The organism is Streptomyces spongiicola (assembly GCF_003122365.1).
In the GTDB taxonomy this organism is placed as follows: domain Bacteria; phylum Actinomycetota; class Actinomycetes; order Streptomycetales; family Streptomycetaceae; genus Streptomyces; species Streptomyces spongiicola.
Genome location: NZ_CP029254.1, coordinates 1995001 through 2019312 on the forward strand (window position 1 = coordinate 1995001; position 24312 = coordinate 2019312).

At 72.5% G+C, this 24312-nt stretch carries 17 protein-coding genes; 5 read left to right on the plus strand and 12 right to left on the minus strand.

The annotated features are described in order from the left end of the window. Nucleotides 1-501: 501 nt before the first annotated feature. Entirely contained in the window at nucleotides 502-1509 is a 1008-nt protein-coding gene (locus DDQ41_RS08630; RefSeq protein WP_109293957.1) for a stage II sporulation protein M, read from the minus strand. Between the two features lie 238 nt (nucleotides 1510-1747). Between DDQ41_RS08630 and DDQ41_RS32325 the strand changes: the two genes are divergently transcribed. Further along, nucleotides 1748-2902: an RDD family protein gene (locus DDQ41_RS32325; protein WP_262508650.1), complete on the plus strand. Its 1155-nt coding sequence runs from the start codon at nucleotides 1748-1750 to the stop codon at nucleotides 2900-2902. Between the two features lie 380 nt (nucleotides 2903-3282). Here the strand turns inward: DDQ41_RS32325 and DDQ41_RS08640 are convergent, their stop codons facing one another. The 8 genes from DDQ41_RS08640 to DDQ41_RS08675 all read right to left on the minus strand — a co-directional run bounded on the left by DDQ41_RS08640 (nucleotide 3283) and on the right by DDQ41_RS08675 (nucleotide 12520). Continuing rightward, on the minus strand, nucleotides 3283-3897 hold the full coding sequence (locus DDQ41_RS08640) for a hypothetical protein (protein WP_109293958.1): 615 nt from the start codon (nucleotides 3895-3897) through the stop codon (nucleotides 3283-3285). 134 nt (nucleotides 3898-4031) lie between these two features. Continuing rightward, nucleotides 4032-5489, minus strand: a complete 1458-nt coding sequence (ahcY, locus tag DDQ41_RS08645; protein WP_109293959.1) for an adenosylhomocysteinase — start codon at nucleotides 5487-5489, stop codon at nucleotides 4032-4034. Nucleotides 5490-6136: 647 nt separating this feature from the next. Then, nucleotides 6137-7114, minus strand: a complete 978-nt coding sequence (locus DDQ41_RS08650; RefSeq protein WP_109293960.1) for a cation diffusion facilitator family transporter — start codon at nucleotides 7112-7114, stop codon at nucleotides 6137-6139. A 210-nt stretch (nucleotides 7115-7324) separates the two neighbouring features. Then, the gene (manA, locus tag DDQ41_RS08655; protein ID WP_109293961.1) at nucleotides 7325-8476 is read right to left on the minus strand and encodes a mannose-6-phosphate isomerase, class I; all 1152 of its coding nucleotides are present in this window, start codon (nucleotides 8474-8476) and stop codon (nucleotides 7325-7327) included. Between the two features lie 363 nt (nucleotides 8477-8839). Then, on the minus strand, nucleotides 8840-9973 hold the full coding sequence (locus DDQ41_RS08660) for an SIS domain-containing protein (RefSeq protein ID WP_109293962.1): 1134 nt from the start codon (nucleotides 9971-9973) through the stop codon (nucleotides 8840-8842). Nucleotides 9974-10024: 51 nt separating this feature from the next. Continuing rightward, the gene (locus tag DDQ41_RS08665) at nucleotides 10025-10207 is read right to left on the minus strand and encodes a Trm112 family protein (RefSeq protein WP_017945877.1); all 183 of its coding nucleotides are present in this window, start codon (nucleotides 10205-10207) and stop codon (nucleotides 10025-10027) included. A gap of 406 nt (nucleotides 10208-10613) precedes the next feature. Continuing rightward, complete coding sequence (locus tag DDQ41_RS08670; RefSeq protein WP_109293963.1) at nucleotides 10614-11990, minus strand: phosphomannomutase/phosphoglucomutase; 1377 nt, start codon at nucleotides 11988-11990, stop codon at nucleotides 10614-10616. A gap of 101 nt (nucleotides 11991-12091) precedes the next feature. Then, nucleotides 12092-12520: a DUF3499 domain-containing protein gene (locus DDQ41_RS08675; protein WP_109297623.1), complete on the minus strand. Its 429-nt coding sequence runs from the start codon at nucleotides 12518-12520 to the stop codon at nucleotides 12092-12094. Between the two features lie 400 nt (nucleotides 12521-12920). On the opposite strand from DDQ41_RS08675, the gene DDQ41_RS08680 reads away from it, so the two are divergent. Next, entirely contained in the window at nucleotides 12921-13349 is a 429-nt protein-coding gene (locus DDQ41_RS08680) for a metallopeptidase family protein (protein WP_109293964.1), read from the plus strand. A 404-nt stretch (nucleotides 13350-13753) separates the two neighbouring features. On the opposite strand, the gene DDQ41_RS08685 is transcribed toward DDQ41_RS08680, so the two are convergent. The 3 genes from DDQ41_RS08685 to DDQ41_RS08695 form a co-directional block, all read right to left on the minus strand. After that, entirely contained in the window at nucleotides 13754-15373 is a 1620-nt protein-coding gene (locus tag DDQ41_RS08685; RefSeq protein WP_109293965.1) for a DUF5719 family protein, read from the minus strand. After that, nucleotides 15370-19425: a glycosyltransferase gene (locus DDQ41_RS08690; protein ID WP_109293966.1), complete on the minus strand. Its 4056-nt coding sequence runs from the start codon at nucleotides 19423-19425 to the stop codon at nucleotides 15370-15372. The genes DDQ41_RS08685 and DDQ41_RS08690 overlap by 4 nt, the downstream gene beginning before the upstream one ends. A gap of 789 nt (nucleotides 19426-20214) precedes the next feature. Then, nucleotides 20215-20478, minus strand: coding sequence for a WhiB family transcriptional regulator (locus tag DDQ41_RS08695; RefSeq protein WP_017945871.1), 264 nt, complete (start codon nucleotides 20476-20478; stop codon nucleotides 20215-20217). Between the two features lie 682 nt (nucleotides 20479-21160). On the opposite strand from DDQ41_RS08695, the gene DDQ41_RS08700 reads away from it, so the two are divergent. The 3 genes from DDQ41_RS08700 to DDQ41_RS08710 all read left to right on the plus strand — a co-directional run bounded on the left by DDQ41_RS08700 (nucleotide 21161) and on the right by DDQ41_RS08710 (nucleotide 24039). Then, complete coding sequence (locus DDQ41_RS08700) at nucleotides 21161-21664, plus strand: cysteine dioxygenase (protein ID WP_109293967.1); 504 nt, start codon at nucleotides 21161-21163, stop codon at nucleotides 21662-21664. A 123-nt stretch (nucleotides 21665-21787) separates the two neighbouring features. Then, entirely contained in the window at nucleotides 21788-22744 is a 957-nt protein-coding gene (gene cofD, locus DDQ41_RS08705) for a 2-phospho-L-lactate transferase (protein ID WP_109293968.1), read from the plus strand. Continuing rightward, nucleotides 22741-24039 (plus strand): coenzyme F420-0:L-glutamate ligase, encoded by a 1299-nt coding sequence (locus DDQ41_RS08710; protein WP_109293969.1) that lies wholly within the window; start codon nucleotides 22741-22743, stop codon nucleotides 24037-24039. Before cofD ends, DDQ41_RS08710 begins: the two co-directional genes overlap by 4 nt. Nucleotides 24040-24312: the final 273 nt, after the last annotated feature.

A 24312-nucleotide genomic window follows, 5' to 3' on the forward strand; every position in this document is an offset into this window, starting at 1 on the left:
TTTCAAAGGAACCACGACCAACCGAACCGAACAATGATCCGGATGGACGGGGTTATCAACATATCTGGCGTTGACTTTTGGCACGCTGTTGAGTTCTCAAGGAACGGACGCTTCCATCGTACTCACCCGCAGAACACTCTCTGGGATTTTCCTCCGGGCGCTTCCCTTCGGTGTTTCCAACCCTACCAGATCCGTTTTCCGTACCGTTCCCGGTGCGAAATCCATATCCGATGGCCGTTGGAGGGCCTTTCGCCTTTCGACGTCCCCGACGCTATCAGAATCTTCCGCGGCCGAGCCAATCGGCCTTGCGATCCGGACAGGGATTCGAGGGTGGCTCCCACGGAAATGTGATTTCCGGTGAGAGCGGGAGAGACTTCAGATGGTGACACTCGGAGATCTGCTTCCTCCGAGGCAACCGTTAGAATCTACCTCCCCACACGGCCCGTGTCAATGGGCTGTGAGCGAAGAGGAGACTAGCAGTTCCCCGGCCGTGGCCGCACATCAGGCGGCCGTCGGCACCTCGGCACTGCGCTCCGAGACGTCGATGTCCCCCGTCTCACCTGCTCGGGCCGCTCGGCCGCCGAGGACGTACACATACGCCAGGAACGCCAGCTCGGCGACGACTCCGATGGTGATCCTGGCCCAGGTCGGAAGGCCCGAGGGCGTGACGAAGCCCTCGATCGCGCCTGAGACGAAGAGGACCAGGGCGAGTCCGACGGCCATGCCGACCGCGGCACGCCCCTGCCGGGCGAGAGCGGCCCGCCTCGTCGTCGGCCCCGGATCGATGACGGTCCAGCCGAGTCGGAGGCCGGTGCCGGCGGCGACGAAGACGGCGGTGAGTTCGAGCAGGCCGTGCGGAAGAACGAGCCCGAGGAAGGTGTCGAGGCGTCCCGCCGACGACATCAGTCCGATCCCGATGCCGAGGTTGGCCATGTTGAGGAAGAGGATCCAGAGCACCGGCACACACAGGAAGGCACCGAGGACCAGGCACAGCGCGGCGGCTTGGGCGTTGTTCGTCCAGACCTGGGCAGCGAACGAAGCCGCCGGGTGGCTCGAGTAGTACGTCTCGTACTGCCCACCGGGACGGGTGAGCTCGCGCAGTTCGTCGGGGGCGGCGATGGCCGCCTGAACCTCGGGATGCGTACCGATCCACCAGCCGATGACTGCTGCCAGGAGTACGGAGAGAACCGCGGTGGGGATCCACCAGTGCCGGGAGCGGTAGACCGCCGCCGGGAAGCCCGCGGTCAGGAAGCGGATCGCGTCCGTCCACGAGGCGCGGCGGGTTCCGGTGACGACAGCCCTGGCATGGGCGACGAGTTGGGTCAGCCGAGCCGTGATCACGGGGTCCGGGGCACTGGACTGGATCAGTGAGAGATGCGTGGCGGTGCGCTGGTAGAGCGCGACGAGCTCGTCCGCCTCGGCACCGCCGAGACGGCGCCCGCGGCCCAGGAGGTGGTCGAGGCGGTCCCATTCCGCCCGGTGGGTCATGACGAAGACGTCGAGGTCCATGGTCGGCTGCTGCTCCAGGCACTGGTCAGGGCCCGCCGCTGGGGCGGCGCGTACAACGACTCGTACTTCCGCTCGTAGATCCGCCGGGTGGGTCTGCTGTGTGGGTCTGCTCGTGGGTCTGCTCGTACTACTGCGGTGCGCTTGCATGTCAGCTTGGCAGACTTGCGTACTGAGGGGTCGCGAAGGCGTGCGAAGACCGATGAAGCGGTTCGAGGCGAGTGGAGAGAGGGTGGGCGCCGTGAGCGGGGTCGTCACCGGGGATGCCGTGGTTTTGGGACTTCGTCCGGCAAGGCTGCCGAGCCGCGCCCTGGCGCTGGTGATCGACCTCGCCCTCGTCTGGGCGGTGTACCTCCTGATATCCGTCGGACTGGCGATGGCGACGGCGTCGTGGGACCAGGCGGCGGGGACGGCGGTGTCGATCGCGGCATTCGTCCTCGTCCTCGTCGGTGCGCCGATCGCCGTCGAGACGCTCAGCCACGGACGTTCCGTGGGCAAGCTCGCCTGCGGGCTGCGGGTGGTCCGCGACGACGGGGGCCCGATCCGCTTCCGGCACGCGCTGGTGCGCGGGGCGATCGGAGTGGTGGAGATCCTGATGACCTTCGGTGCCGTCGCCTGCATCGCCTCGCTGGTGTCGGCACGCGGGCGGCGTGTCGGTGATGTCTTCGCCGGGACCCTGGTCGTCCGCGAACGGGTGCCCGCCACCCGGTCCGGTTACCTGCCCCCGCCGCCGCCCTGGCTGGTCGGGCGGTTCGCGGAGGTCGACCTGTCCGGGGTGCCGGACGATCTGTGGCTCGCCGTACGCCAGTACCTGACGCGGATGGACCAGCTCGACGCGGAGGTGCGCCGCACCCTGGCCGAGCGGCTGGCCGGTGACCTGGCAGCGTGCACGGGCGCACCAGTCCCGCCCGGGGTGCCGGCCGGTGCGTATCTGGCGGGTGTGGTGCACGAGCGGCAGACCCGGGACACACGACGGACCGGCACGGTGCCGTCGCCGAGCCCGACGTCACCTGCGAACCCCGCGCCCGCCGGGCCCGCCGCTCAATCCGTTCCCTCCGTCTCCTCCGCGAGTTCCTCGGTCACGGTGCGCACTTCGCCTCCCGCACGGCCGGTGCCCGATGCCGGAGCGACGCCGCCCGAGGCCCGACCCGCGACGGCGCTCCTCTCGCCGGGGGCACCGGTGACGCGACGAGCGCCGACCGCCGCAGCTTCCGCCGGCTTCGCGGCGCCGACCGTCCCCGGTCCCGCGGTCGCCGACCACGCCGCTTCCGACCACGCCGCTTCCGATCGGGCCGACGCGTCCGTGCCGGCGCGCGCCCGGACCCACGACGGCGCCGGGGAAGACGGCGCCGGGAAATCAGGACCTGCGGCGACAGGGTTCGCGCCACCCGCCTGAGGCAACCGGGAACTGCCGTCCCGCAGTCCCGGTGGATCCACGTGCGGCGTCGGACACGGTACGTCGCGAGTCGGAGGATCGTCCTCCCACCGGGCGTACTCGGGTGATCCGACAACGCGGCGAGGTGCCGTGGCCGTCGTCCCGCGCCCGCCGGAGCCCACGGCAGCGCGTGGGGAGGGCCGGCCGCGGCGGAACGCTGCCCGGGGACGGCGCCCGGAAGCCAGTGCTGCACCGCCCAAGGGCGGGGATCCACGCAGACGGAGCCTCGGGCGACTCCTCGTCCAGGCTCTCTACACTCTCTCCGCTCTCTGCACTCTCTCGGCTCTCTCGGCTCTCTCCGCTCCGGCGAGCACTCGGTGGTGCAGAGGGCGAACCCTCGTTCAGGTGAAGACCGAGGGCGGGGTCTGGAGATCCTCCAGTTCCACACCGGGCGCCGAGAGGACGACGTCGCCCGCGAGGTACACGGTGTGCTGCTCACCGGTGTCCAGGCATCCGATCCGGTACTCGTGCACGGTCAGAGGGCCGTTGTCAGTGCTGTGCGCTTCACTCTTCACCAGAGCCCAGGAGCGGTCGACGGTCCGGGGTGCCAGCACCGGGTCGGTGAAGGCGACGAGGCGGACGCGGATCGCCGGGTCGCCGGGTGCGAGACGGAGCAGCCGGGCGGTGGCGACGAGGAAGGCGGGGGAGGTTCCGGTGAAGGCATGGGCACGGACGCTGCCTTCGGCCGCGTGCTCGCCGGCGGGGTCGGTGCGCACCCAGGTGACGCCGTCGAGGGCGCCGCCGCGGACCTGCCAGCCCGCGGCGTGGAGTTCGAGCCGGACGGGGCGGCCGAGTTCGTCGAGCGCCAGATCGACGGAGCCCGTGTGCTCGCCTGAGGGGGTGGTCCGCTGGGCCACATAGCGCCAGCCGGACGGGCCGGGCGCGCAGTGGAAGTGCTCTTCACCGAGGGGGGTGTGATCGTGCGGGTCATGGAGCGAATAGCGGCCGCGGGGCATGGGAGTGCCTGACTTCCCGGGTTGATGGGCAGGCCCCCGACACGGGGGTGCGGGGGCCTGTCCTGCTGCGCTTGTGCCACCGGCCGCCGGGTGTGCCCCCGGGTCGATGACCCCGGGGCACACCGTGCGGCGGGTCAGTAGCGGTAGTGGTCCGGCTTGTACGGACCCTCGACCTTGACGCCGATGTACTCGGCCTGCTCGGGGCGGAGCGTGGTGAGCTTCACGCCGAGCGCGTCGAGGTGGAGCCGGGCGACCTTCTCGTCGAGGTGCTTGGGCAGCACATAGACGTCGGTCGGGTACTCCTCCGGCTTGGTGAACAGCTCGATCTGCGCCAGCGTCTGGTCGGCGAAGGAGTTGGACATCACGAACGACGGGTGGCCGGTGGCATTGCCCAGGTTCAGCAGACGGCCCTCCGACAGCACGATGATCACCTTGCCGTCGGGGAACGTCCAGGTGTGCACCTGCGGCTTGACCTCGTCCTTGACGATCCCGGAGACCGCGGCCAGGCCGGCCATGTCGATCTCGTTGTCGAAGTGGCCGATGTTCCCGACGATCGCCTGGTGCTTCATCCTGGCCATGTCCGAGGCCATGATGATGTCCTTGTTGCCGGTCGTGGTGACGAAGATGTCCGCCGTGTCCACGACTTCGTCCAGCGTCGTGACCTGGTAGCCGTCCATCGCCGCCTGCAGCGCGCAGATCGGGTCGATCTCGGTGACGACCACCCGGGCACCCTGGCCACGCAGCGACTCCGCGCAGCCCTTGCCGACATCTCCGTAACCGCAGACGACCGCGACCTTGCCGCCGATCAGGACGTCGGTGGCACGGTTGATCCCGTCGACCAGGGAGTGCCGGCAGCCGTACTTGTTGTCGAACTTCGACTTGGTCACCGCGTCGTTGACGTTGATGGCCGGGAAAAGGAGCACGCCGTCACGCTGCATCTCGTACAGGCGGTGGACACCGGTGGTGGTCTCCTCCGTCACACCCCTGATCTCCGACGCCAGCCGCGTCCACTTCTGCGGGTCCTCCGCCAGCGTGCGGTTGAGCAGGCGCAGGATGTGACCGTACTCCTCGCTGTCCGCGGTGGCCGGGTCCGGAGCCTCACCGGCCTTCTCGAACTCGACTCCCTTGTGGACGAGGAGGGTGGCGTCACCACCGTCGTCCAGGATCATGTTCGGACCACCGGTGGGCGTGTCGGGCCAGGTCAGCGCCTGCTCCGTGCACCACCAGTACTCCTCCAGCGTCTCGCCCTTCCAGGCGAACACCGGGATGCCCCGCGGGCTGTCCGGGGTGCCGTCCGGTCCGACCGCGATGGCGGCCGCGGCGTGGTCCTGGGTGGAGAAGATGTTGCACGACGCCCAGCGGACGCGGGCACCCAGCGCCACCAGGGTCTCGATCAGGACGGCCGTCTGCACCGTCATGTGCAGGGAACCGGTGATGCGGGCGCCGGCCAGGGGCTGCGACTCGGCGTACTCCTTGCGGATGGCCATCAGGCCGGGCATCTCGTGCTCGGCGAGGGTGATCTCCTTGCGGCCGTAGTCTGCCAGGGAGAGGTCGGCGACCTTGAAGTCCTGGCCGGCGGCGACAGTCGTCATCGCGAGCTGCTCCTCACGGGGGTCGAGGGTGTTCGGGCGGGATGGCTCTGCGGTCGCTACGGCGAAACGGACACGCGCACGAGCACACACGGGTGCCGCACGTGCGTGTCCGGACGCCGGGGACGTCCGCAGCGCAGTCCGTCGGAGGCCCTCTCTCCCTCGGCCGGTCCGCTCGCGGACCGCCCGACCGCCATCAGCAGCGACGTCTGGCTCTGGTCACGAATCTACACCGATCGCCGCCGCGGCCCACAGCCCGCCCGTGCCACGTTTCCGGCCGGATTCCGAGAGACGCGGCCGTACGCGGGTGTGCGCTCCGGGAGATTCGGCCGGGCGGTCATGTGGTGCGCCGTGCTCGTGGGGGCGGGGATGCACGGCACTGGGTGCGGGGCCCGCCCTGGAGGGCACTCCGGGGACGGCTTCCGGGGCGGCGGCTCCCTGACACGAGGAGCCTCGGTGCAGGGAAGGGAACCTCGGGCAGGAAAGGGAGCCTCAGCCCGGGCAAGGGGGCTCGGTGCAGGAAAGGGAGCCTCAGCCCGGGCAAGAGGCCCCGTACCGCCGTCGCGGTGCGGAGCCCCCTCGAACCCCCACGAACCCCCTCGAACTCCCTTGAACCCCTCGAAACCCCTCGCCGGGATGCGGGGTCACCGTCAGTGAGCCGTCCCGGGGCCGGGGCCGCCCGGGGTCTTCGCCGGGTTCGCTCCCGCCGCGGCAGCCTCCTCGCTGTAGATGTCGGGCTCCAGGTAGATGACCCGGGCGATCGGGACCGCGCTGCGGATGCGGTCCTCGGCGGCGTTGATCGCCGCGGCGACCTGCTCGGCCGTGTTGTCGTGCCGGACCGCGATCTTGGCCGCCACCAGCAGCTCCTCGGGGCCGAGGTGCAGCGTACGCATGTGGATGATGCCGGTCACCGCGTCGTCGCCGACCGTCGCCGCCTTGATCTTTTCGACCTCCTCCGTACCCGCCGCCTCACCGAGCAGCAGGGACTTGGTCTCGGCCGCGAGGACCAGCGCGATGAGGATGAGGAGGACGCCGATGCACACGGTGCCGATCCCGTCCCACACGCCGTTGCCGGTGATCAGGGCGAGGCCGACGCCGAAGAGCGCGAGGACGAGGCCGATGAGCGCCCCGAGGTCCTCGAGGAGGACCACGGGGAGTTCGGGTGCCTTGGCGTGCCGGACGAACTCCTTCCAGGAGCGCTTGCCGCGCACGGCGTTGGACTCCTTGATGGCGGTACGGAAGGAGACGGTCTCCGCGATGATCGCGAAGACGAGCACGCCGATCGGCCAGTACCAGTCCGTGATGGCGTGGGGGTGCACGATCTTCTCGTAGCCCTCGTAGATGGCGAACATGCCACCGACCGAGAACAGCACGATCGAGACCAGGAAGGCGTAGATGTAACGCTCGCGGCCGTAGCCGAAGGGGTGCTCCGGGGTCGCCGCGCGCTTGGCCTTCCTGCCGCCGAGGAGCAGCAGGCCCTGGTTTCCGGAGTCGGCGACCGAGTGGACGCTCTCCGCCAGCATCGACGAGGACCCGCTGAAGAGGAACGCCACGAACTTGGCTACTGCGATCGCGAGGTTCGCGACGAGCGCCGCGACGATCGCCTTGGTTCCGCCTGACGCGCTCATGGGTGCGTGGTGTCCCTTCGTTGCTGCGGTTCCCGAGGTCTCCCGGGCTCCCGGGATCCCCGCGATGGGGCTCCCGGAGTTCCCGCGATGGGGCTCCCGGAGTTCCCGCGATGGGGCTCCCGGAGTTCCACGGGCCGGGCCCGGGATCCCCTGAGTGGGATTCCCTCGTTACGGCGGGACATTGTTGCAGGAGCCCCGGTGCGCGCCGGGTCAGACCGCCACAGTGGCCCGGAAGACGGTTCCCATACCGGTCAGTTCGACCTTTTCGCCCGCCGGAACGAACGCCGACTCCCCTGGAGCGAGCGTGAGTTCCCCGGCCTTCGGCCGCCCCTCCGTCGCCAGCAGGATCTGCGGCGTGGCCAGGGTGAGGTCCACCGGTGCCGCACCCTGCGGCCGGACGAAGCGGGACAACCGGAACTCGTCGATCGGGGTGTCGTACAGCTCCTCACCGGAAGGGGCGGCCTCGGGGCGCAGAACGCCCGGGTCGCCCGCCTCGAAGCGCACGACGCGCAGGAGTTCGGGGACGTCGACGTGCTTCGGGGTCAGCCCGCACCGCAGCACGTTGTCGGAGTTGGCCATGATCTCCACGGCCAGTCCGCCGAGGTACGCGTGCGGCACCCCGGCGCCCAGGAACAACGCCTCGCCGGGCTGGAGCCGCACATGGTTCAGGAGCATGGCGGCGATGACGCCCGGATCACCGGGGAAGTGGTGGGCGATGGCGGCGAAGGGTGCGTAGGGCCCGCCGAGGCGCTCCGCGGCCGCCGCGGCCTCGGCGACGGTGTGGGCCGTCTTCTCCGGGTCGGCGGAGAGGACCGCGGTCAGGACCTCGCGCAGCGCGGCCTCCTCTGGGTGCGCGTGGAGAAGGTCGACGTACGGCTTGAGGGAGTCGACGTCGAGGGCGGCGATGAAGTCGGCCGTCTCGACGGGCGGGCGGAAACCGCACAGGCCGTCGAACGGGGTGAGTGCGCAGACCAGCTCGGGCTTGTGGTTGTCGTCCCGGTAGTTGCGGTGGGGCGCGTCGAGCGGGACGCCGGCCGCTTCCTCGGCGGCGAAACCCGCCTGGGCCTGCGACCGGTCCGGATGGACCTGCAGGGACAGGGGCGCGCCCGCGGCGAGCAGTTTGAGGAGGAAGGGGAGCCGGGGGCCGAAGGCCTCGAGGGCCGGTCGGCCGAGTTCGCGGGCCGGATCCGTGTCGATGATGTCGCTCAGGGAGCCGCGGCCGGTCCCCGACGGAGCACCGGGATGGGCGCCCATCCACATCTCCGCCTGGGGCTCGCCGGTCGGGGCGACGCCGAGGAGTTCCGGGATGAGCGTGGTGGACCCCCAGGCGTAGGGGCGAACGGTGTTGGAGAGGCGGTCCATGAGGGGTGATCCTCGACTCGGTGCGTGGCGGGTGCGTGACTGGTGCGTGACTGGTGGGCGGCTGGTGGGCGGGTGTCTACGGAGTGAGTGGCCGTGTGTCCGTGCGGGGCGGGGTCGGTTCGGGGCGGACGGGTCGGTTCGGTTCGGGGACGGGACGGTTCAGGGACGGAGGGTCTCTGCCGGGGTGTCCCGGCAACGACCGGGGTACCGGGTCGGAAGGACGGGACCGATCGGCAACCGGGACCGGGCCGGGCCCCTCGACGGACGACCGGCCCGCGTTGCGGGCCGCCCCCGAGGCCGTGCGTGGGTCTGGTGGTCCGTGCGCCGGAAGGGGTGGGCGGGCGCCGGGACCGGGGTGGGCGGTCAGCCGTGGCCGTTGCTCGCGAGGGCCAGGTAGCCGGCGGCGAAGTCCGTCACCGCGAGCAGCTCGGCGAGGGTCTCCAGCGCGCTGCCCTCCTCCGGCTCCAGTTCGCTGATGGCCGTGTCGTGGCTGAGCGCGAGCTCCCGCGCCGCCGGGGCAGCCGTGAACCCGCTGTCCAGGCTGTCCCGCAGCAGCAGGACCCGTGCCCTGACGGCCTGCGGCTCCTCGACGCGGTCGCGGAAGAAGTCGTCCGGGTCGGCCCCCGCCGCGAAGTCGCCGGCGAGGAGCATGCCGTGGGCGGGTAGTGCCTCGGGCAGTTCGGCGGCGAGGGCGGGCCGGCCGGCGAGTTCGGCCAGCACTGCCGCGAACCGGCGGCCGACGGGACCTGCCGCGCCTTCCGTCCAGATCAGCGGGAGCGTGTCCGCGAGTTCGGCGGCGAGGGTCTTGGCGGGGTTGCCGTAGGTGGCGATCGCCGGGCCGCAGCGCTCGGCGATGCGGTCGAGGCGGTCGGCCACGCTCTGCATCGCCTCGGGGGCGGCGGAGATCAGGCCGACCCGGTCGAGGAGCGCGAGGAGCGGGGTGAACAGGGCCCAGAAGGCGCCGGGGCTCGCGGTGCTCCGGGTCTCCTCGTCCAGCTCGTAGGGTGCGGTCGCCATGGGGACGACGAGGCCGTGGATGCCGGCGACCCCCTCGGAGAGCGGGGAACGCTGCGGGGCCACCGCGACGACGGTGCAGCCGCGGCGGTACGCCTGCTCGGCGAGCAGGGCCAGGCCCGGTTCGCTGCCGTCGGTGGTGGCGATGAGGAGGAGGTCGACGGAGCCGGCCCAGCCGGGGAGCGCCCAGCGAAGGGCGCCTGCCGCCGGGGCGACGCCGGTCGGGTGGAGACGGGTGACCGGCGCGGTGGGTCCGGCCAGTTCGGCGAGGAGGTCGGCGACGCCCGTGGCCGCGGTGCCGGGCCCCGCGATCAGCACGGCGCGTGGGCGGCCCTCCGGGCTCAGCACGGCGATGCCGGCCTCGGCCGCGTGCCGGGCGGCGGTGCGTACGCGTGCCCCTGCCTCCGCGGCGCCACGGAGCAGACCGCGACGGTCGGCGCGGGCGAGGGCTTCCGGGGCGTCGAGGAGTGACTCGTCGAGCATGGGGGTGGGCCTCCGATTCGCCGAACAGCCTGACAGGTGGGGGCTTGACGCCTACGCGGGGCGGCGGGCCTCGTCCACGAGCAGTACGGGGATGCCGTCCCTTACGGGGTATGCCAGGCCGCAGTCCTTGCCGGTGCAGATCAGCTCGGGGGTTTCGGCAGCCGTCGCGTCCTCGAGCGGGGCGTGGCAGGCCGGACAGGCGAGGATCTCCAGAAGGCCGGCTTCGAGCGGCATGGGATCGTCCTTTCGAACATGCGGATGGGGCCACGTCAGCCTACCGCCGGGCCGCAGCGGGCGCGGCCCGGCGTGCGGGGCAGGCCGAGCGGGCAGGCAGGCCGAGCGGGCAGGCAGGCCGAGCGGGCAGGCAGGCCGAGCGGGCAGGTCGAGCGGAGACCCCGCCCCGGCCCGGCCGTGCTCAGGGATGGCCGTGGTCAGGGATGGCCGTGGTCAGGGATGGCCGTGCCTGGGAGCCGAGGCGGGTGGCCCATGCACCAGCGCGACGGCACGAAGAGCACGACGGCGGGCGGCAAGCGGCAAGCGGCAAGCGGCTCGTACCCCAGCCCCACCGGAAGTGAACGCACCCCCGGTGGTGCAGGGACCCCCGACCGCGGTGGGCGGTTGCGCAGGCCGGGCGCTTCAGTCAGCCGTTCCGGACCAGGCCGAGGACCTCGTCCCGCAGGGCCGACATCGTGGTCTCGTCGCGGGCCTCGACATTGAGGCGGAGGAGGGACTCGGTGTTCGAGGGGCGGAGGTTGAACCACCAGTCGGCAGTCGAGACGGTGAGACCGTCGAGGGTGTCGAAGGTGACACCGTCGCGCGCCGCGAAGGCCTCGCGGACGGCGGCCATGCGGCCCGCCTGGTCCTCGACCGTGGAGTTGATCTCGCCGGAGGCGGCGTAGCGGTCGTACCGTTCGACCAGGTCGGACAGTGGACCCTCGTGCGTCCCGAGGGCCGCCAGGACGTGGAGGGCGGCGAGCATCCCCGTGTCGGCGTTCCAGAAATCGCGGAAGTAGTAGTGCGCGGAGTGCTCGCCGCCGAAGATCGCGCCGCTGCGGGCCATCTCCTCCTTGATGAAGGAGTGCCCGACCCGGGTACGTACGGGTGTGCCGCCGTGCTCGCGCACGACCTCCGGCACCGACCACGACGTGATGAGGTTGTGGATGACGACGCCGCCGCCGTTCCTGGCCAGCTCGCGTGCCGCGACCAGGGCCGTGACCGCCGACGGGGAGACCCCTTCGCCGCGCTCGTCGACGACGAAGCACCGGTCGGCGTCGCCGTCGAAGGCCAGGCCGATGTCCGCACCCTCCTCACGCACCCGCTTCTGGAGGTCCACGAGGTTCTTGGGGTCGAGGGGGTTGGCTTCGTGGTTCGGGAACGTGCCGTCCAGCTCGAAGTACATCGGCACGAGTTCGACCGGCAGAGCGGCGAAGACCTTCGGCACGGTGTGGCCGCCCATGCCGTTGCCCGCGTCCACGACCACCTTCAGCGGCCGGATCGCCGCAAGATCCACCAGGGAGAGCAGGTGGGAGGCGTAGTCGTCGAGGGTCTCGCGCTCCGTCACCGCTCCAGGGGCGGCCACGGGCGCCGGGCCCCCGGACGCGATCCAGGACTCGACCAGTTCGCGGATCTCCGTCAGGCCCGTGTCCTGGCCCACCGGTGTCGCGCCCGCGCGGCACAGTTTGATGCCGTTGTACCGGGCCGGGTTGTGGGACGCCGTGAACATCGCGCCCGGCAGATCGAGCCGCCCTGACGCCGAGTAGAGCTGGTCCGTCGAGCAGAGGCCGATCATGGTGACATCGGCGCCGCGGGCGGCGGCGCCCCGGGCGAAGGCACCGGAGAGACCGGGCGAGGAGGGCCGCATGTCGTGGCCGACGACGATCGCATCCGCTCCGGTGACCTGGACGAAGGCGGATCCGAACAGTTCGGCCAGCGACTCGCCCCACTGGTCCGGCACCACCCCGCGCACGTCGTACGCTTTCACGATCTGTGACAGATCAGCAGCAGAGGATGCAGCCACGGCCCAACCTTCCCGAATTCCCTGTGGTCGCAACAAAGTACCCGCCGGGCCGGGGCAGCCGGAGCCAGGGGCAGAAGACCGGGGACGGAAGGGGGCGTTCGTCAGGGGTCGGGCGAGCGGAGCACCCTGAGGTGCCCCCGCCGCGCGACCTCCATCGGGTCGGACCTACGCGCTCCGGCACCGCCACCGGCCTGGGCCGCGCGCTCCTGGGGGCGTGCCGCCTCCCTCACCGCGTTCGCGAGCGCCTCGAGGTCGTCACCGCTCGGCCTGGCCGGGCCGGAGGCGTCGGAGAGCCGGACGACCTCCCAGCCGCGGGGCGCGGTGAGCCGCTCGCTGTGCTCGGCGCAGAGGTCGTAGCAGTGGGGTTCGGCATAGGTGGCGAGGGGGCCGAGGACCGCGGTCGAGTCGGCATAGACGTACGTCAGTGTCGCGACGGCAGGACGGCCGCACGCGGTGCGCGAACAGCGACGTACAGGGCTCACGACGTTGGACGGTACCGCACTCTTGAGCGGGCCGCGATGACTCTCCACCACGTCACTCGAGCGTGTCGCGTTGCGAGGTCCCGCACAGCCGCGTTCAGGCCAACTGTACCGACCTGTGTGGGGGCAACGCCCCACGATCCGGGGCCCCTTGCGATCCGGTCACCACTGCATACAAATTACGTCATTCACGGCGAGCCCAGCGATCCGGGAGAGGTCTCGAACGGAGAAAAAACTTGGCTTGAATGTTCAATAGGCGACAGTGCGAGAGCGGCCGGTGGGAGCGGCCCGCGAAGGCGGCCCCCGGGTGCCCGGGAGGACGGCGTACGAGGGCATGGAAACGTTCACGCCTGAGGGTGGTGACCCATCACCCACGAGGGCGATGCGCCGGGGTTGGGGAAAGGCCCGGCCCCGATGCGGCCGGGTCCGGGAGAGCTACCCTGCGTCAGTGATGGACAGTCCCGTACCGCCCCGTCCCACCGAGCCCAGGACGCGTCGCCGCGACCGCCACGGCCGGGGGATGCGCGGGCCCGTCGCTCCACCGCAGGTGCCGCTCTCCGTCAGCCGGGCCGAGTCGTTCCGCGATCTCGTACAGGACTCGGTGGAGCGGCTGGAGCGACGCTGGCCCCAGCTGGCCGAGGTGGAGTTCCTGGTGCAGGACGTGCCGGGGTCGCTGGACGAGAGCGTGCCTCTGGGCAGCTCGGTACCCGCGGAGAAGGGAAAGCCGGCGACGATCGTGGTCTACCGGCGGCCGGTCGAGATCCGCACGAAGAACCGCGACGAGCGGGCACTGCTGGTCCACGAGGTGGTCGTGGAGCAGGTCGCGGATCTGCTCGGCCTCGCGCCCGAGTCGGTGGACCCCCGCTACGGCCAGGACTGACAGCCAGGCGGGCCGGCAGGGGCACCACACACCCCGGGCCCGGCCCCGGGACCCGGCCCGGGGCCGGGGCTGGGGGCTGGGGCCGGGCGAGGCACAGCCAGGGCGAGGCACGAGCAAGGCCCGGCGTGCCGACCCGGGGAGGCCCACACGGGGAAGCCCACACGGGGACGTCGTCGTGGGGACGTCGTCGCGGGGCCAGGCGCCAGCCCGTACCGGCGGGGACCGGCAGGCGGGGACCCGCCCCGGTGCGGGCGGCCCACGCACACCCCGCCGCCGAACCTGGGCAGAGCGGGGCAGAACAGGGGAGGGGAGGGGGAGGGGGAGGGCCTGCCAGGGCAGGGGAAGGCAGACCGCCGTGCCCGTGGGCCGGGTGGGCGCGGGCAGTCGCCGAGGACGTGGGCCGGTCAGTCGCCGAGGACGGAGAGGTCCTGCTCCGCAGCCGGGACCTCGACCAGACCGCGGTCGTCCGGCAGGGTCTGGACGGTGAACATCTGGATGCCGTCCTCCGGGAGCAGCAGTGTGCGGGCCGCGTGGACCGGCCCGCCGGACTGCGGCTCCACGGTCAGTGCGTAGGAGCCCTTCAGTCCGGCCGGGACGGGAGGGCTGACCGCCAGCGTCGTGCCGCCCTTGACGGTGTACGTCTTGACGGCCCGGGTGCCGCCCTCGGTGCCGGGTGAGGCCGTCACCTTGACCCGGGCCGTCCCGCCGGGTGCGGTGAGGGAGAGTACCGAGCCCTCGGCACGGTTGTCGGCGGCGGTGGCACGATCCGTGACCGGCGCGGTCGCCGGGATGTAGGCGATCTCCTGCTCGCCGCCCTTGCCCCGGGTGACCTGGAGGGCGGCGACCACCGGCGTCGCGGGGGCGCCCTCGTCCGGGCCCAGGAGGATCGAGCCGGCCTCGCCCCTGGTGACGTCCTTCATGTCGATCGAGGCCGTCATACCGGACTTGACCCGCAGGCTCTCCGCCCCGGCGGGGTTGATCGTGCCCGTCGCGGTCGCCAGCCGGACCTTCAGGTCCGCGTCGTCGTCACCAGGCGCGAACGCCACCAGCCGCACGGAGGTCGCGTCCGCCGGGACGCCCGGCAGCACCAGCGTGCCGGACGGGTCGGTGGACGCCTGCAGCCAGTCGCTGCCGGTCTCGTCCCCGGCGCCGCGAACCGCCGCACCCACCCGTCCGGTACGTGTGGTGACGTGCACGGTCACCTCTTCTGCGGAATCGGTCGTCAGGGTGGAGAGCAGCACGGGAACGCTCCCCCCCGCTGGGACCTGGATGCCGTCGCTCAGCGCGGTCCCGAGCGCACCGTCCTTGCCGTAGAGCTCGACGTCGACGAGCGCGCCGGTCTCGTCCGGGTTGGTCAGGTGGACATAGTCCTGCCGGTCCTTGGCGAGGCTCGCGCCCGGGAACCAGAAGTCCGTGTCGGGGGCGGCGCAGCTGACGCCGAGGACACCGCGGCCGTCCCCCGCGCTGACCGTGGTGGTCTGCTGGGCGGTCCAGCCGGGCGCGAGCGCGCCGGTGGCGGTGCCGATGAGCGCGGGGGCGGCGCTGCCGCTCACCTTGGCGCCGACCGGCTTCCCGGGCTGCTCGAGGGTGACGACGGGCTTGGCGGACGGTGGCTTCCGCGTGCTCCCGTCCTTCCCCGCCTCCCCTTCCGCCGCGTTCTCCGCCGCGTTCTCGCCGTCCTTCGTCTCCCCGTCTGCCCCGTCTGCCCCGTCAGCCCCGTCAGCCCCGTCGGCCGGTCCCCGCAATGTCGTGACCGAGGGGCTGAGTTCGGCGGTCGAGGCGGTGGACGCCGCGGCGGGACCGCCGCCGGCTCCGGACTGCGGGGTGATGGACGTGTACACCGTTTCGGCGATGTCCGATGTCGCCGGGGCCGGGCAGAGCAGGCTGGATCGTTCCACCGGCAGCCGGGCCGGCGCCGCCGCCCGGGGCGCCGGCCCGTCGTCCGGGGCTGCGAGCGAGGCGTACCCGGTCACGGCGGCGAGGGACGTCACTGCCGCGAGGAGCGAGAGGATCGTGCGGTTCACTGGTTGCTGCTCCCGTCGGGACGCTGCTCGTTCTCGTAGCCGTAGGAGCCGTACCGGTCGGTCTCCGGTCCGGGGCCCGTGCGGTGGTCGTTCTCCTGCGGCTCGTGAGGCTGCGGCTGGTAGGACTGCGGCTGGTACTGCTGTGAGCCGTATCCCCGCGGGTCGTACCGGCCGGCGTCGTACTGACCAGACTCGTATTGGCCGGGGTCGTACTGACCAGAGTCGTACTGGCCGGGGTCGTACTCGCTCGGGCCGTACGCCTGCTGGTTGTCAGACTCCTGCCGGCTGTGCTGCGGACCGTACTCCGTTCCGTACTGCTGCGGCTCGTCCTGCCCGGTCCCGTGCCGACGAGCCTCGTACTGCCCGGTTCGGTCGGCATGCCCGGTTTCGTACTGCCCGGCCCCGTACGCCCCGGCCCCGTACTGCTGCGCCTGGCCCTGCGGGGTGTCCGGGTACGTGTACTGCTGCCGGACGTCCTGGTGGCCGCCCGGGTACCCGGCGGAGTACCGGTCGCCCCCGTACGCACCCTCTTCGGTGCCGGCCGGCATGCCCTCGTACGTGTGGGCCTGCGCGTCCCACTCCGCGCCGTACCGCGGCTGGTGGGGCACCGCCGGGGAAGAGCCCTCGGCGCCGGTCGCGGGCTGCGGCCCGAAACCGGGGTCCGGCTCCGGCTCCGGCTCCGCATCGGCATCCGCATCCGCATCCGCATCGGCGGACTCCACCTGAGCCGCGCGCAGCCTGCGGGCCCGGCGGCCCTCGCCCTCGACGGGCTGGGCCGGGATCTCGGCCTCCTCGTCGGGCAGGTCGTCGTCGATCTCGCGGCGCCGACCGGGCAGGGCCAGCACGACCAGGACGACGGCGAGCGCGCCCTGTGCCCAGATCCGCGCGGTGTGGGTGGCCGGGGCGGCGTGGGTGAGATCCAGCCGGCCGCCCTCGGCGGGCAGTTCGAAGCCCTGAGCCCAGCCGTCCACGACGGTGCTCTCCAGCGGGCGCCCGTCGAGCGTGGCCTGCCACCCGTCGTCGGCGCGGTCCGCGAGACGCAGCACCCTGCCGCCGGGGCCCTTGGGGATGTCCGTGTGGGCCTCGACCGGCCCGGAGGCCACCGGCAGCGGCTCCGCCGTGCCGTTGACGATGACCACGCGGGCGATCTGGCCGTCCACACGCCACAGCGCGCTGCCGTCGAGCTGACTGAGCCTGGAGAGGCCGGTAGTGGCGTCGAGGACCCGGCTCGTCTGGCGCGGAGCGCCGTCACGGACCAGGACGTACCGGATGGCGAAGCCGCTGAGCTGGCTGGTCTGGTCGGCTCCGGAGCCGGCCACGAGGTTCGCGACGACCTTGTCGAGACGCGGGTCGCTGCCGGCGGCCTCGCTGAGCTCGGCATCACCGAGGCGCCCGCCGGAGCCCCTGACCAGCGTGTAGGAAACCTTCGCCGGCGACGAGCCGCCGAGGACGAGCGTACGGGGCTGGTCCCGGGTGCCGCTCTCCTCGGCGACGAAGGCCGGGACCTGCACCGGGTCGCGGCGTTCCAGCGGACCCGCGGCACCGCTGACCATCCAGTTGACGGCGGCGAACAGCGGCGCGGCCAGCGCAGCCAGGGCGACGAGGGCGGCCGCCGGCTGTCGCCAGCCGAAACTCTGGGCGGCGACGCGCTCACGGGCACCCTCAGCGCCGAGGACCGCGGCGGCGATCAGGGCGATGCCGTAGACGAGGGTGGCGGGCCCGGCCCAGCCCGAGCCGTTGGTCAGGACCGCGAAGACCAGCGCGGTGACCGCGACGGCCCACGCCGTGCCGATCGCGAACCGCCGTTCGCCGCGCAGCAGGGCGGCGAGTGCGGCGAGCACGACGCCGATGAGCAGCAGCCCGCCGACGGTCTTGGGACCGCCGGGGCTGATCCCGAGCAGGTCGAGCGGGGACGCGGCACCGGTGCCGAACTCCAGTCCCACCTCCCGAAGCAGGCGGGACGGCTCGGTCAGCAGCGACAGCGACCAGGGCGCGAGGACCAGCAGCGGGGTGCCGGCCGCTGCGAGAAAGCGCAAGCCGTAGGCGGTGAGGTCGGCACGGCGCAGTACGAGCCCGGCGACGCCGAGCACGGCGGCAAGGGGCCAGACGACGGGGGTGAAGGCCATCGTGACGGTCAGCAGCAGCGCGTACGCCCAGGCCGCCCGCCAGCTGCCGCGGGCGCCGTCGGCGCGGTCCAGCCCGTGGGCGGCGACGGCGGCTCGGGCGATGAGCGGGAGGAGGACCGCGAGGACGGCGGTGCCGAGCCGGCCGGTGGCGAGGGCACCGGTGGCCGCCGGCAGGAAGGCGTAGGCCACGCTCGCCCAGGCCCGCAGCAGGCGGGACTCGATCAGCGGGCGGGAGGCGAAGTACGCCGTGACGCCTGCGAGCGGCACCGAGCAGACGAGCAGCAGGGTGAGTGCGAAGCCGGTGGATCCGAGGAACAGCGCCGACAGGACGCTCAGGATGGCGAGGTACGGCGGTGCCGTCTGCGTCCCTCCGGTGCCGAGGGGATGCCAGGCGTCGGCATAGCGGCTCCACAGCCCGGAGAGTTCGTCCGGCGCGGGCAGCAGGGCGCCGCCCGCGAGCGCGCCGCCGCCGAGGAGACCGCGGCAGGCAACGAGGGAGACGACGAGCAGCAGGGCGAAGAGGACGGGCCCCGGTTTGCGTGCGATCTTCTTGAGCCGGGCGAACTGCTCGACCTCCAGGAACTCGGCCTCGTCGCCGCCGGGACCGGACTCGACGGCTCCGTGCCGTGAGCCCCCGGAGTCGGAGTCGCGGTCGGCGCCCAGGCTGCCCGCGACCTGTTCGAAGGCGGCCCGGACGGTGGCGCCGGGTGGCGGGAAGAGCGGCCGCAGTTCGCTCGCGCCGACGTGGGCCGCGCCGCGCCCGCGGCGGGCGGCGAGGATCCGCTCCGGGCGGAGCAGGATGCCGAGGAGGCCCATGACCTCGTCGACCGCCTGGCCGGGCACCTTGCCGACGAGATAGGCGAGGGTCCTCAGCAGGGTGCCGAGGACGAGACGGAGCAGCACGAAGGGGAGCGCTCTGCCGCGCGCGTTGACGAGGAGGGTGTAGACGGCGCCCGCCTTGTCGACACGGTGCGGACCGACGACCGAGCGGCCCGCGCAGTCGATGGTCCGCCGCTCACGGGCGGCGGCCTCGGCGTGCCGCAGGACGGCGCCGGGGGCGACGAACACGCTGTGGCCCGCGGCGTGGGCGCGCCAGCAGAAGTCCACGTCGTCTCGCATGAGGGGCAGCCGCCGGTCGAAGCCGCCGAGTTCCTCCCAGACGTCGCGGCGCACGAGCATGCCGGCGGAGGAGACGGACAGCACCGGGCGGACCTGGTCGTGCTGGCCCTGGTCCTGCTCCCGGCGGTCGAGCCCGGTCCAGCGGCGGCCGCTGTTGGCGATGGACACGCCGACCTCGAGGAGCTGCTTGCGGTCGTACCAGCCGCGCAGCTTGGGTCCGATGACAGCGGCGGCCCGTCCGGCGGACAGCTCGGTTTCGGCGACTCGGAGCAGTTCGGTCAGTGCGTCGGGGGCGGGTGCGCAGTCGTCGTGCAGCAGCCAGAGCCACTGGACCGGTTCGCCGTGGGGCAGTTCCGGCATGTCGTACGCATCGTCGTGCCAGGTCCTGGTCACCGGGTCCCAGCCGCTGGGCCGCTTCAGATAGGGCAGGTCGTCCGCGGTGAGGACCCGGGCGGTGCGGGCGGCCTCGTCGACGGCGGCGCCGAAGCCGGTGCGGCGGGCGAGATGGAGGACCCGGTCGGCGCCGAGCGCCTCGGTGACCAGCCGCGCTGATTCGTCGGCGCTCCCGGTGTCGGCCGCGATGGCGTTCTGCACGGGGCGCTCCTGGCCGAGGAGCCCGGCGAGGGCGTCGGGCAACCACCGGGCACCGTCGTGGGAGACGAGCACGGCGGTGACGACGTGCCGCGGAAACTCGGGCGGGGTGGCGGGAACGAGCCCCGTCGAGGTGGCGGGAGCAAACCCCGCAGGGGCGGCGGGAGCAAACCCCGCAGGGGCGGCGGGAGCAAACCCCGCAGGGGTGGCGGACATTGAGGTACGGGCCCTCCGGCCGGTTCGCCCCCGCGAGGGGGCGCTGGAGCGTCTGGGACGGGGCCCCACACTAACGGTCCGGCGGAGCGCCGTGGCGAGGGCCGCCGACGCGGGGCGGGCGGTTCCTGCGAGCCCGGCGGGCGGTCAGCGGCCAACAGTCGACGGCCGGCAGTGAAGGGCCAGCAGCCAGCAGCCAGCAGCGGCCGGCCGACCGGAACACCGGTTCCGGCCGTCGGGGCCTGGGCGGGGCGTCGCAGGGAGGGTTCGCCGCCCCGGCAGCGGAACCGGTTCGGTGAACCCTCCCCGTCTGACGCACGTGTATCCGGACACTTCGGATTCCTGGCGAGGTGCGACCCGCGGGGTGTGCGGCGCACACAGGGCGTCGGGGCGTCCGGGGCGGGCAGCGGAGAGCCGTGCACGGCGGGCGGAGCGGCGGGGACGCCGGTCGGCCGCCGCGGTCGTCGCGGTCGTGGCGGTCGTCGCGGCGGTCACGTGCGAGGGGCGACCGCAGGCCGGGCGCCGCGCGCCGCGGAGGTCACGGGGTACGGAAGCAACCGACGAACGGAGAACCGACGAACGGAAGAGACAGCGGACGGAAGAGACAGCGGACGGAGAAACGGCGAGCGAGTCAGAAGGACGGGGGTCGGCGTACCCGGTCGGCGGCCGGCGGCCGGCGGGTCACGGAGCGGCCCGACGCGGCAGGAGGCCCGCCGGACCGAGGCTGACTTAAGACCGCGAGCGCCCCCAGACGGGCCGCCTCCAGACGCGCGGCCTCCAGACGCGCGGCCTTCAGACCGCGGCTTTCTTCAGCCGGCGGCGCTCACGCTCGGACAAGCCGCCCCAGATCCCGAACCGCTCGTCGTTGGCGAGGGCGTACTCAAGGCATTCGGAACGGACTTCGCAGGCAAGGCAGACCTTCTTGGCCTCGCGGGTCGATCCGCCCTTCTCGGGGAAGAAGGACTCGGGGTCGGTCTGGGCGCACAACGCGCGCTCCTGCCAGCCGAGTTCCTCGTCCGCGTCCTCGACCAGCAGTTGCTGGAACAGCTCGGTCATGTGCGCCCCTCGTCTGTCTTCGCGTCCCCGTGATCCGACCGTGAGCCGTACCGATTTCGGCCGAACGACACGAGTGAAATTACAAGTGTGTGGATCCGGGCCAGTCAAGCCGAGATCTGCTATTGGGCCCCGTATTCACTCTGCGGAACCAAGCGTATGCGGAAAGTGTTGAAATCACCAAAAACCATGACACTTACCACCGGTCTGACCGCACCCCCTCCCCCGGCTGCCACACCGGCGCTCACCGACACCCTCGCGAGGAGGGACGTCCAGCACTTCGATCTTGTTGCGATCCGGCCACACAAGCGATCCGGATCACAGTCCGATCGCGAGAGCGCGGCCGCGCTCGAGAACGGGAGCACAGTCGCAGCGCGATGTCTCCGGCCCCGTCGACGCACAAACCTTTCTCCGACCGGAGCAACCGGATGAGGTGAAACATTGCCACCAAATCGGTCATTGGGTTGACATCCGGGGCCGCGATCGTCACCTTGGAACGCATGCCAGCGACCACAGCGCCCTCCGCGACCCACGCGATCCGTGGGTCCCGCAGCGCTGCCCAGACACGCTGTCGCTGTTCCAGCTGTTGATGCCGTAGCGCTCCAGCTCTCCCCCGCCCTTCCCGGCGGGCTTCGCGACACCCCAGCACTGACCTTCCGTTTCTGCCGAGGAACCACCGCACTCCATGAACAGCGACAGCGACCTGCAGATCGCCGGCGACATCCTCGAGGTCCCGCACCTCCTCCAGCCCGCCAAGGAGCACCCGTCGACGGTGGCCGAGTTCGCCGGACTCGCCCGGTCCATCGCCGCGGACCGCGCCCAGTGGGCTCCGCTCGTCCGGTACGACGCCACGACGCGCTGGTACCACCGGCTCCGCACCGGCCCCGGCTACGAGGCCTGGCTGCTGTCCTGGGTGCCGGGGCAGGGCAGCGGGCCGCACGACCACGGCCCGTCCTCCGGTGTACTGACGGTCCTGGACGGCACGTTGACGGAACGAACCGCCCGGGGCGACCGCGCGCTGACCGCCGGAGCGCAGCGGGTCTTCGCACCCGGATATGTGCACGAGGTGGTCAACGACTCACTCGGGCCGGTCGTGAGCCTGCACGTCTACTTCCCGGGCCTGACCGAGATGCCGATGCACACGGCCCACTGCTCACCGGCCGCCCGGCAGGACGCCGCCGTCGTCTGAGGGACCCCGCGGACGGCGCCGGAGGGACCCGTCCCCGCCACCGCGCCCGGTATCCCGCACCCCGTCCCGTCACCCGCGGACCGCGCCATCATCGTGGCCTCCGGCGCCTGACACACTCTGAACATGCGCATTGTGGTTCTGGCCGGCGGCATCGGCGGTGCCCGGTTCCTGCGCGGCCTCAAGGCGGCCGCCCCCGAAACGGACATCACGGTCATCGGCAACACCGGTGACGACATCCATCTGTTCGGGCTGAAGGTCTGCCCGGACCTCGACACGCTGATGTACACGCTCGGCGGCGGCATCAACGAGGAGCAGGGCTGGGGACGTTCGGAGGAGACCTTCCAGGTCAAGAGCGAGCTGGCGGCGTACGGCGTGGGTCCCGAGTGGTTCGGGCTCGGTGACCGCGACTTCGCCACGCACATCGTCCGCACCCAGATGCTGGGCGCCGGCTATCCGCTGAGCGCCGTGACCGAAGCACTGTGCGCGCGGTGGCAGCCCGGGGTGCGACTGCTGCCGATGTCCGACGACCGGGTCGAGACCCATGTCGCCGTCGACATCGACGGCGAACGCAGGGCCGTCCACTTCCAGGAGTACTGGGTCAGGCTGCGGGCGTCCGTCGACGCCCGGGCCGTCGTGCCCGTCGGAGCCGAGCGGTCCAAGCCCGCACCGGGGGTGCTGGAGGCGATCGCCGAGGCCGACGTGGTGCTCTTCCCGCCGTCGAACCCGGTCGTGAGCGTGGGCACGATCCTTGCGGTGCCGGGCATCCGCGAGGCGATCGCCGAGGCGGGCATACCGGTCGTGGGGCTCTCCCCCATCGTCGGGGACGCTCCCGTGCGAGGCATGGCCGACAAGGTGCTGGCGGCGGTCGGGGTCGAGTCGACCGCGGCCGCCGTGGCACGCCACTACGGTTCGGGGCTGCTCGACGGCTGGCTCGTGGACACGGCGGACGCGGCGGCGGTGGCGGAGGTCGAGGAGGCCGGCATCCGCTGCCGGGCGGTGCCGCTGATGATGACCGATCTCGACGCCACGGCCGCCATGGCGCGCGAGGCGCTGGCGCTCGCCGAGGAGGTCCGGGGATGACCACTCCGTCCTACCGGGTGTGGGCACTGCCGGGACTGCCCGAGGTGGGGCCCGGCGATGACATCGCGAAGCTGATCGCTGCCAGTGGGCCCGGCCTGGTGGACGGCGACGTGCTGCTCGTCACCTCGAAGATCGTCAGCAAGGCGGAGGGCCGGATCGTCGAGGCCGGCGACCGCGAGGCGGCCATCGACGCGGAGACGGTACGGGTGGTGGCCCGCCGCGGCGCCCTCCGCATCGTCGAGAACCGGCAGGGCCTGGTGATGGCCGCGGCCGGGGTGGACGCCTCCAACACCCCGGCGGGGACGGTGCTGCTGCTGCCCGAGGACCCGGACGCCTCGGCCTCACGCATCCGCGGCGGACTGCGGGACACGCTCGGCGTCGAGGTGGGCGTGGTGATCACGGACACCACCGGCCGGCCGTGGCGGGCGGGGCTCACCGACGTCGCCGTCGGGGCCGCGGGCGTACGGGTCCTGGACGATCTGCGCGGCGGCGCCGACGCGCACGGCAACCGGCTCGACGCGACGGTCGTCGCCACAGCCGACGAACTGGCGGCGGCCGGCGATCTGGTCAAGGGCAAGGCGTCGGGGCTGCCGGTCGCGGTGGTCCGCGGGCTCGGCCACGTCGTAGCGAACGGGACCGGCGGCGCCCGCACACTGGTCCGGCCCGCGGCGGACGACATGTTCCGGCTCGGCACCTCGGAGGCGGTACGCGAGGCGGTGACCGGGCGCCGCACGGTACGCGCCTTCACCGACGAGCCCGTGGACCCGGAGGCGGTCCGCCGCGCGGTCGCCGCCGCCGTGACCGCGCCCGCCCCGCACCACACGACGCCCTGGCGGTTCGTGCTCCTGGAGTCGGAGTCCTCCCGGCTGCGCCTCCTCGACGCGATGCGCGACGCGTGGATCACGGACCTGCGCCGCGACGGCAGGTCGGAGGAGTCGATCGCGAAGCGGGTCCGGCGCGGGGACGTCCTGCGCAACGCGCCGTATCTGGCGGTGCCGTGCATGGTCATGGACGGCTCGCACCACTACGGCGACGAGCGCCGGGACACGGCGGAGCGCGAGATGTTCGTCGTCGCGGCGGGCGCGGGCGTGCAGAACTTCCTCGTCGCGCTGGCCGGTGAACGGCTCGGGTCGGCATGGGTGTCGTCGACGATGTTCTGCCGCGATGTCGTCCGGGAGGCACTGGACCTGCCGTCCGGCTGGGACCCGATGGGCGCGGTCGCGATCGGGCACGCGGCACAGGCGCCGAGGGAGCGGCCTGGGCGGGACGCGGGGGCGTTCATCGAGGTGCGGTGAGTACGGCGCGCGAGGGGCGCGGCGGACCGCCGCCGCGGCCTGGGCGACGTGCACTCGGCATGCGCCGGGAACGCGCGTCACAAGGACGCGGCTCGGCAGGGAGCGGCGGGGGCGGCGGGGGCGGCGGGGCGGGTGCCCTCGGGCGGGGTGAGGAACCGGCGGCGGCACACGGGCGACGAGGCACGGCACAGATGAGCGGGACGGTGCCGGCAGCTCGGCGACGGTACGCCGCCCGTGGGGCACGGCACGAACGGGCGAGGACATCGGGCCGGG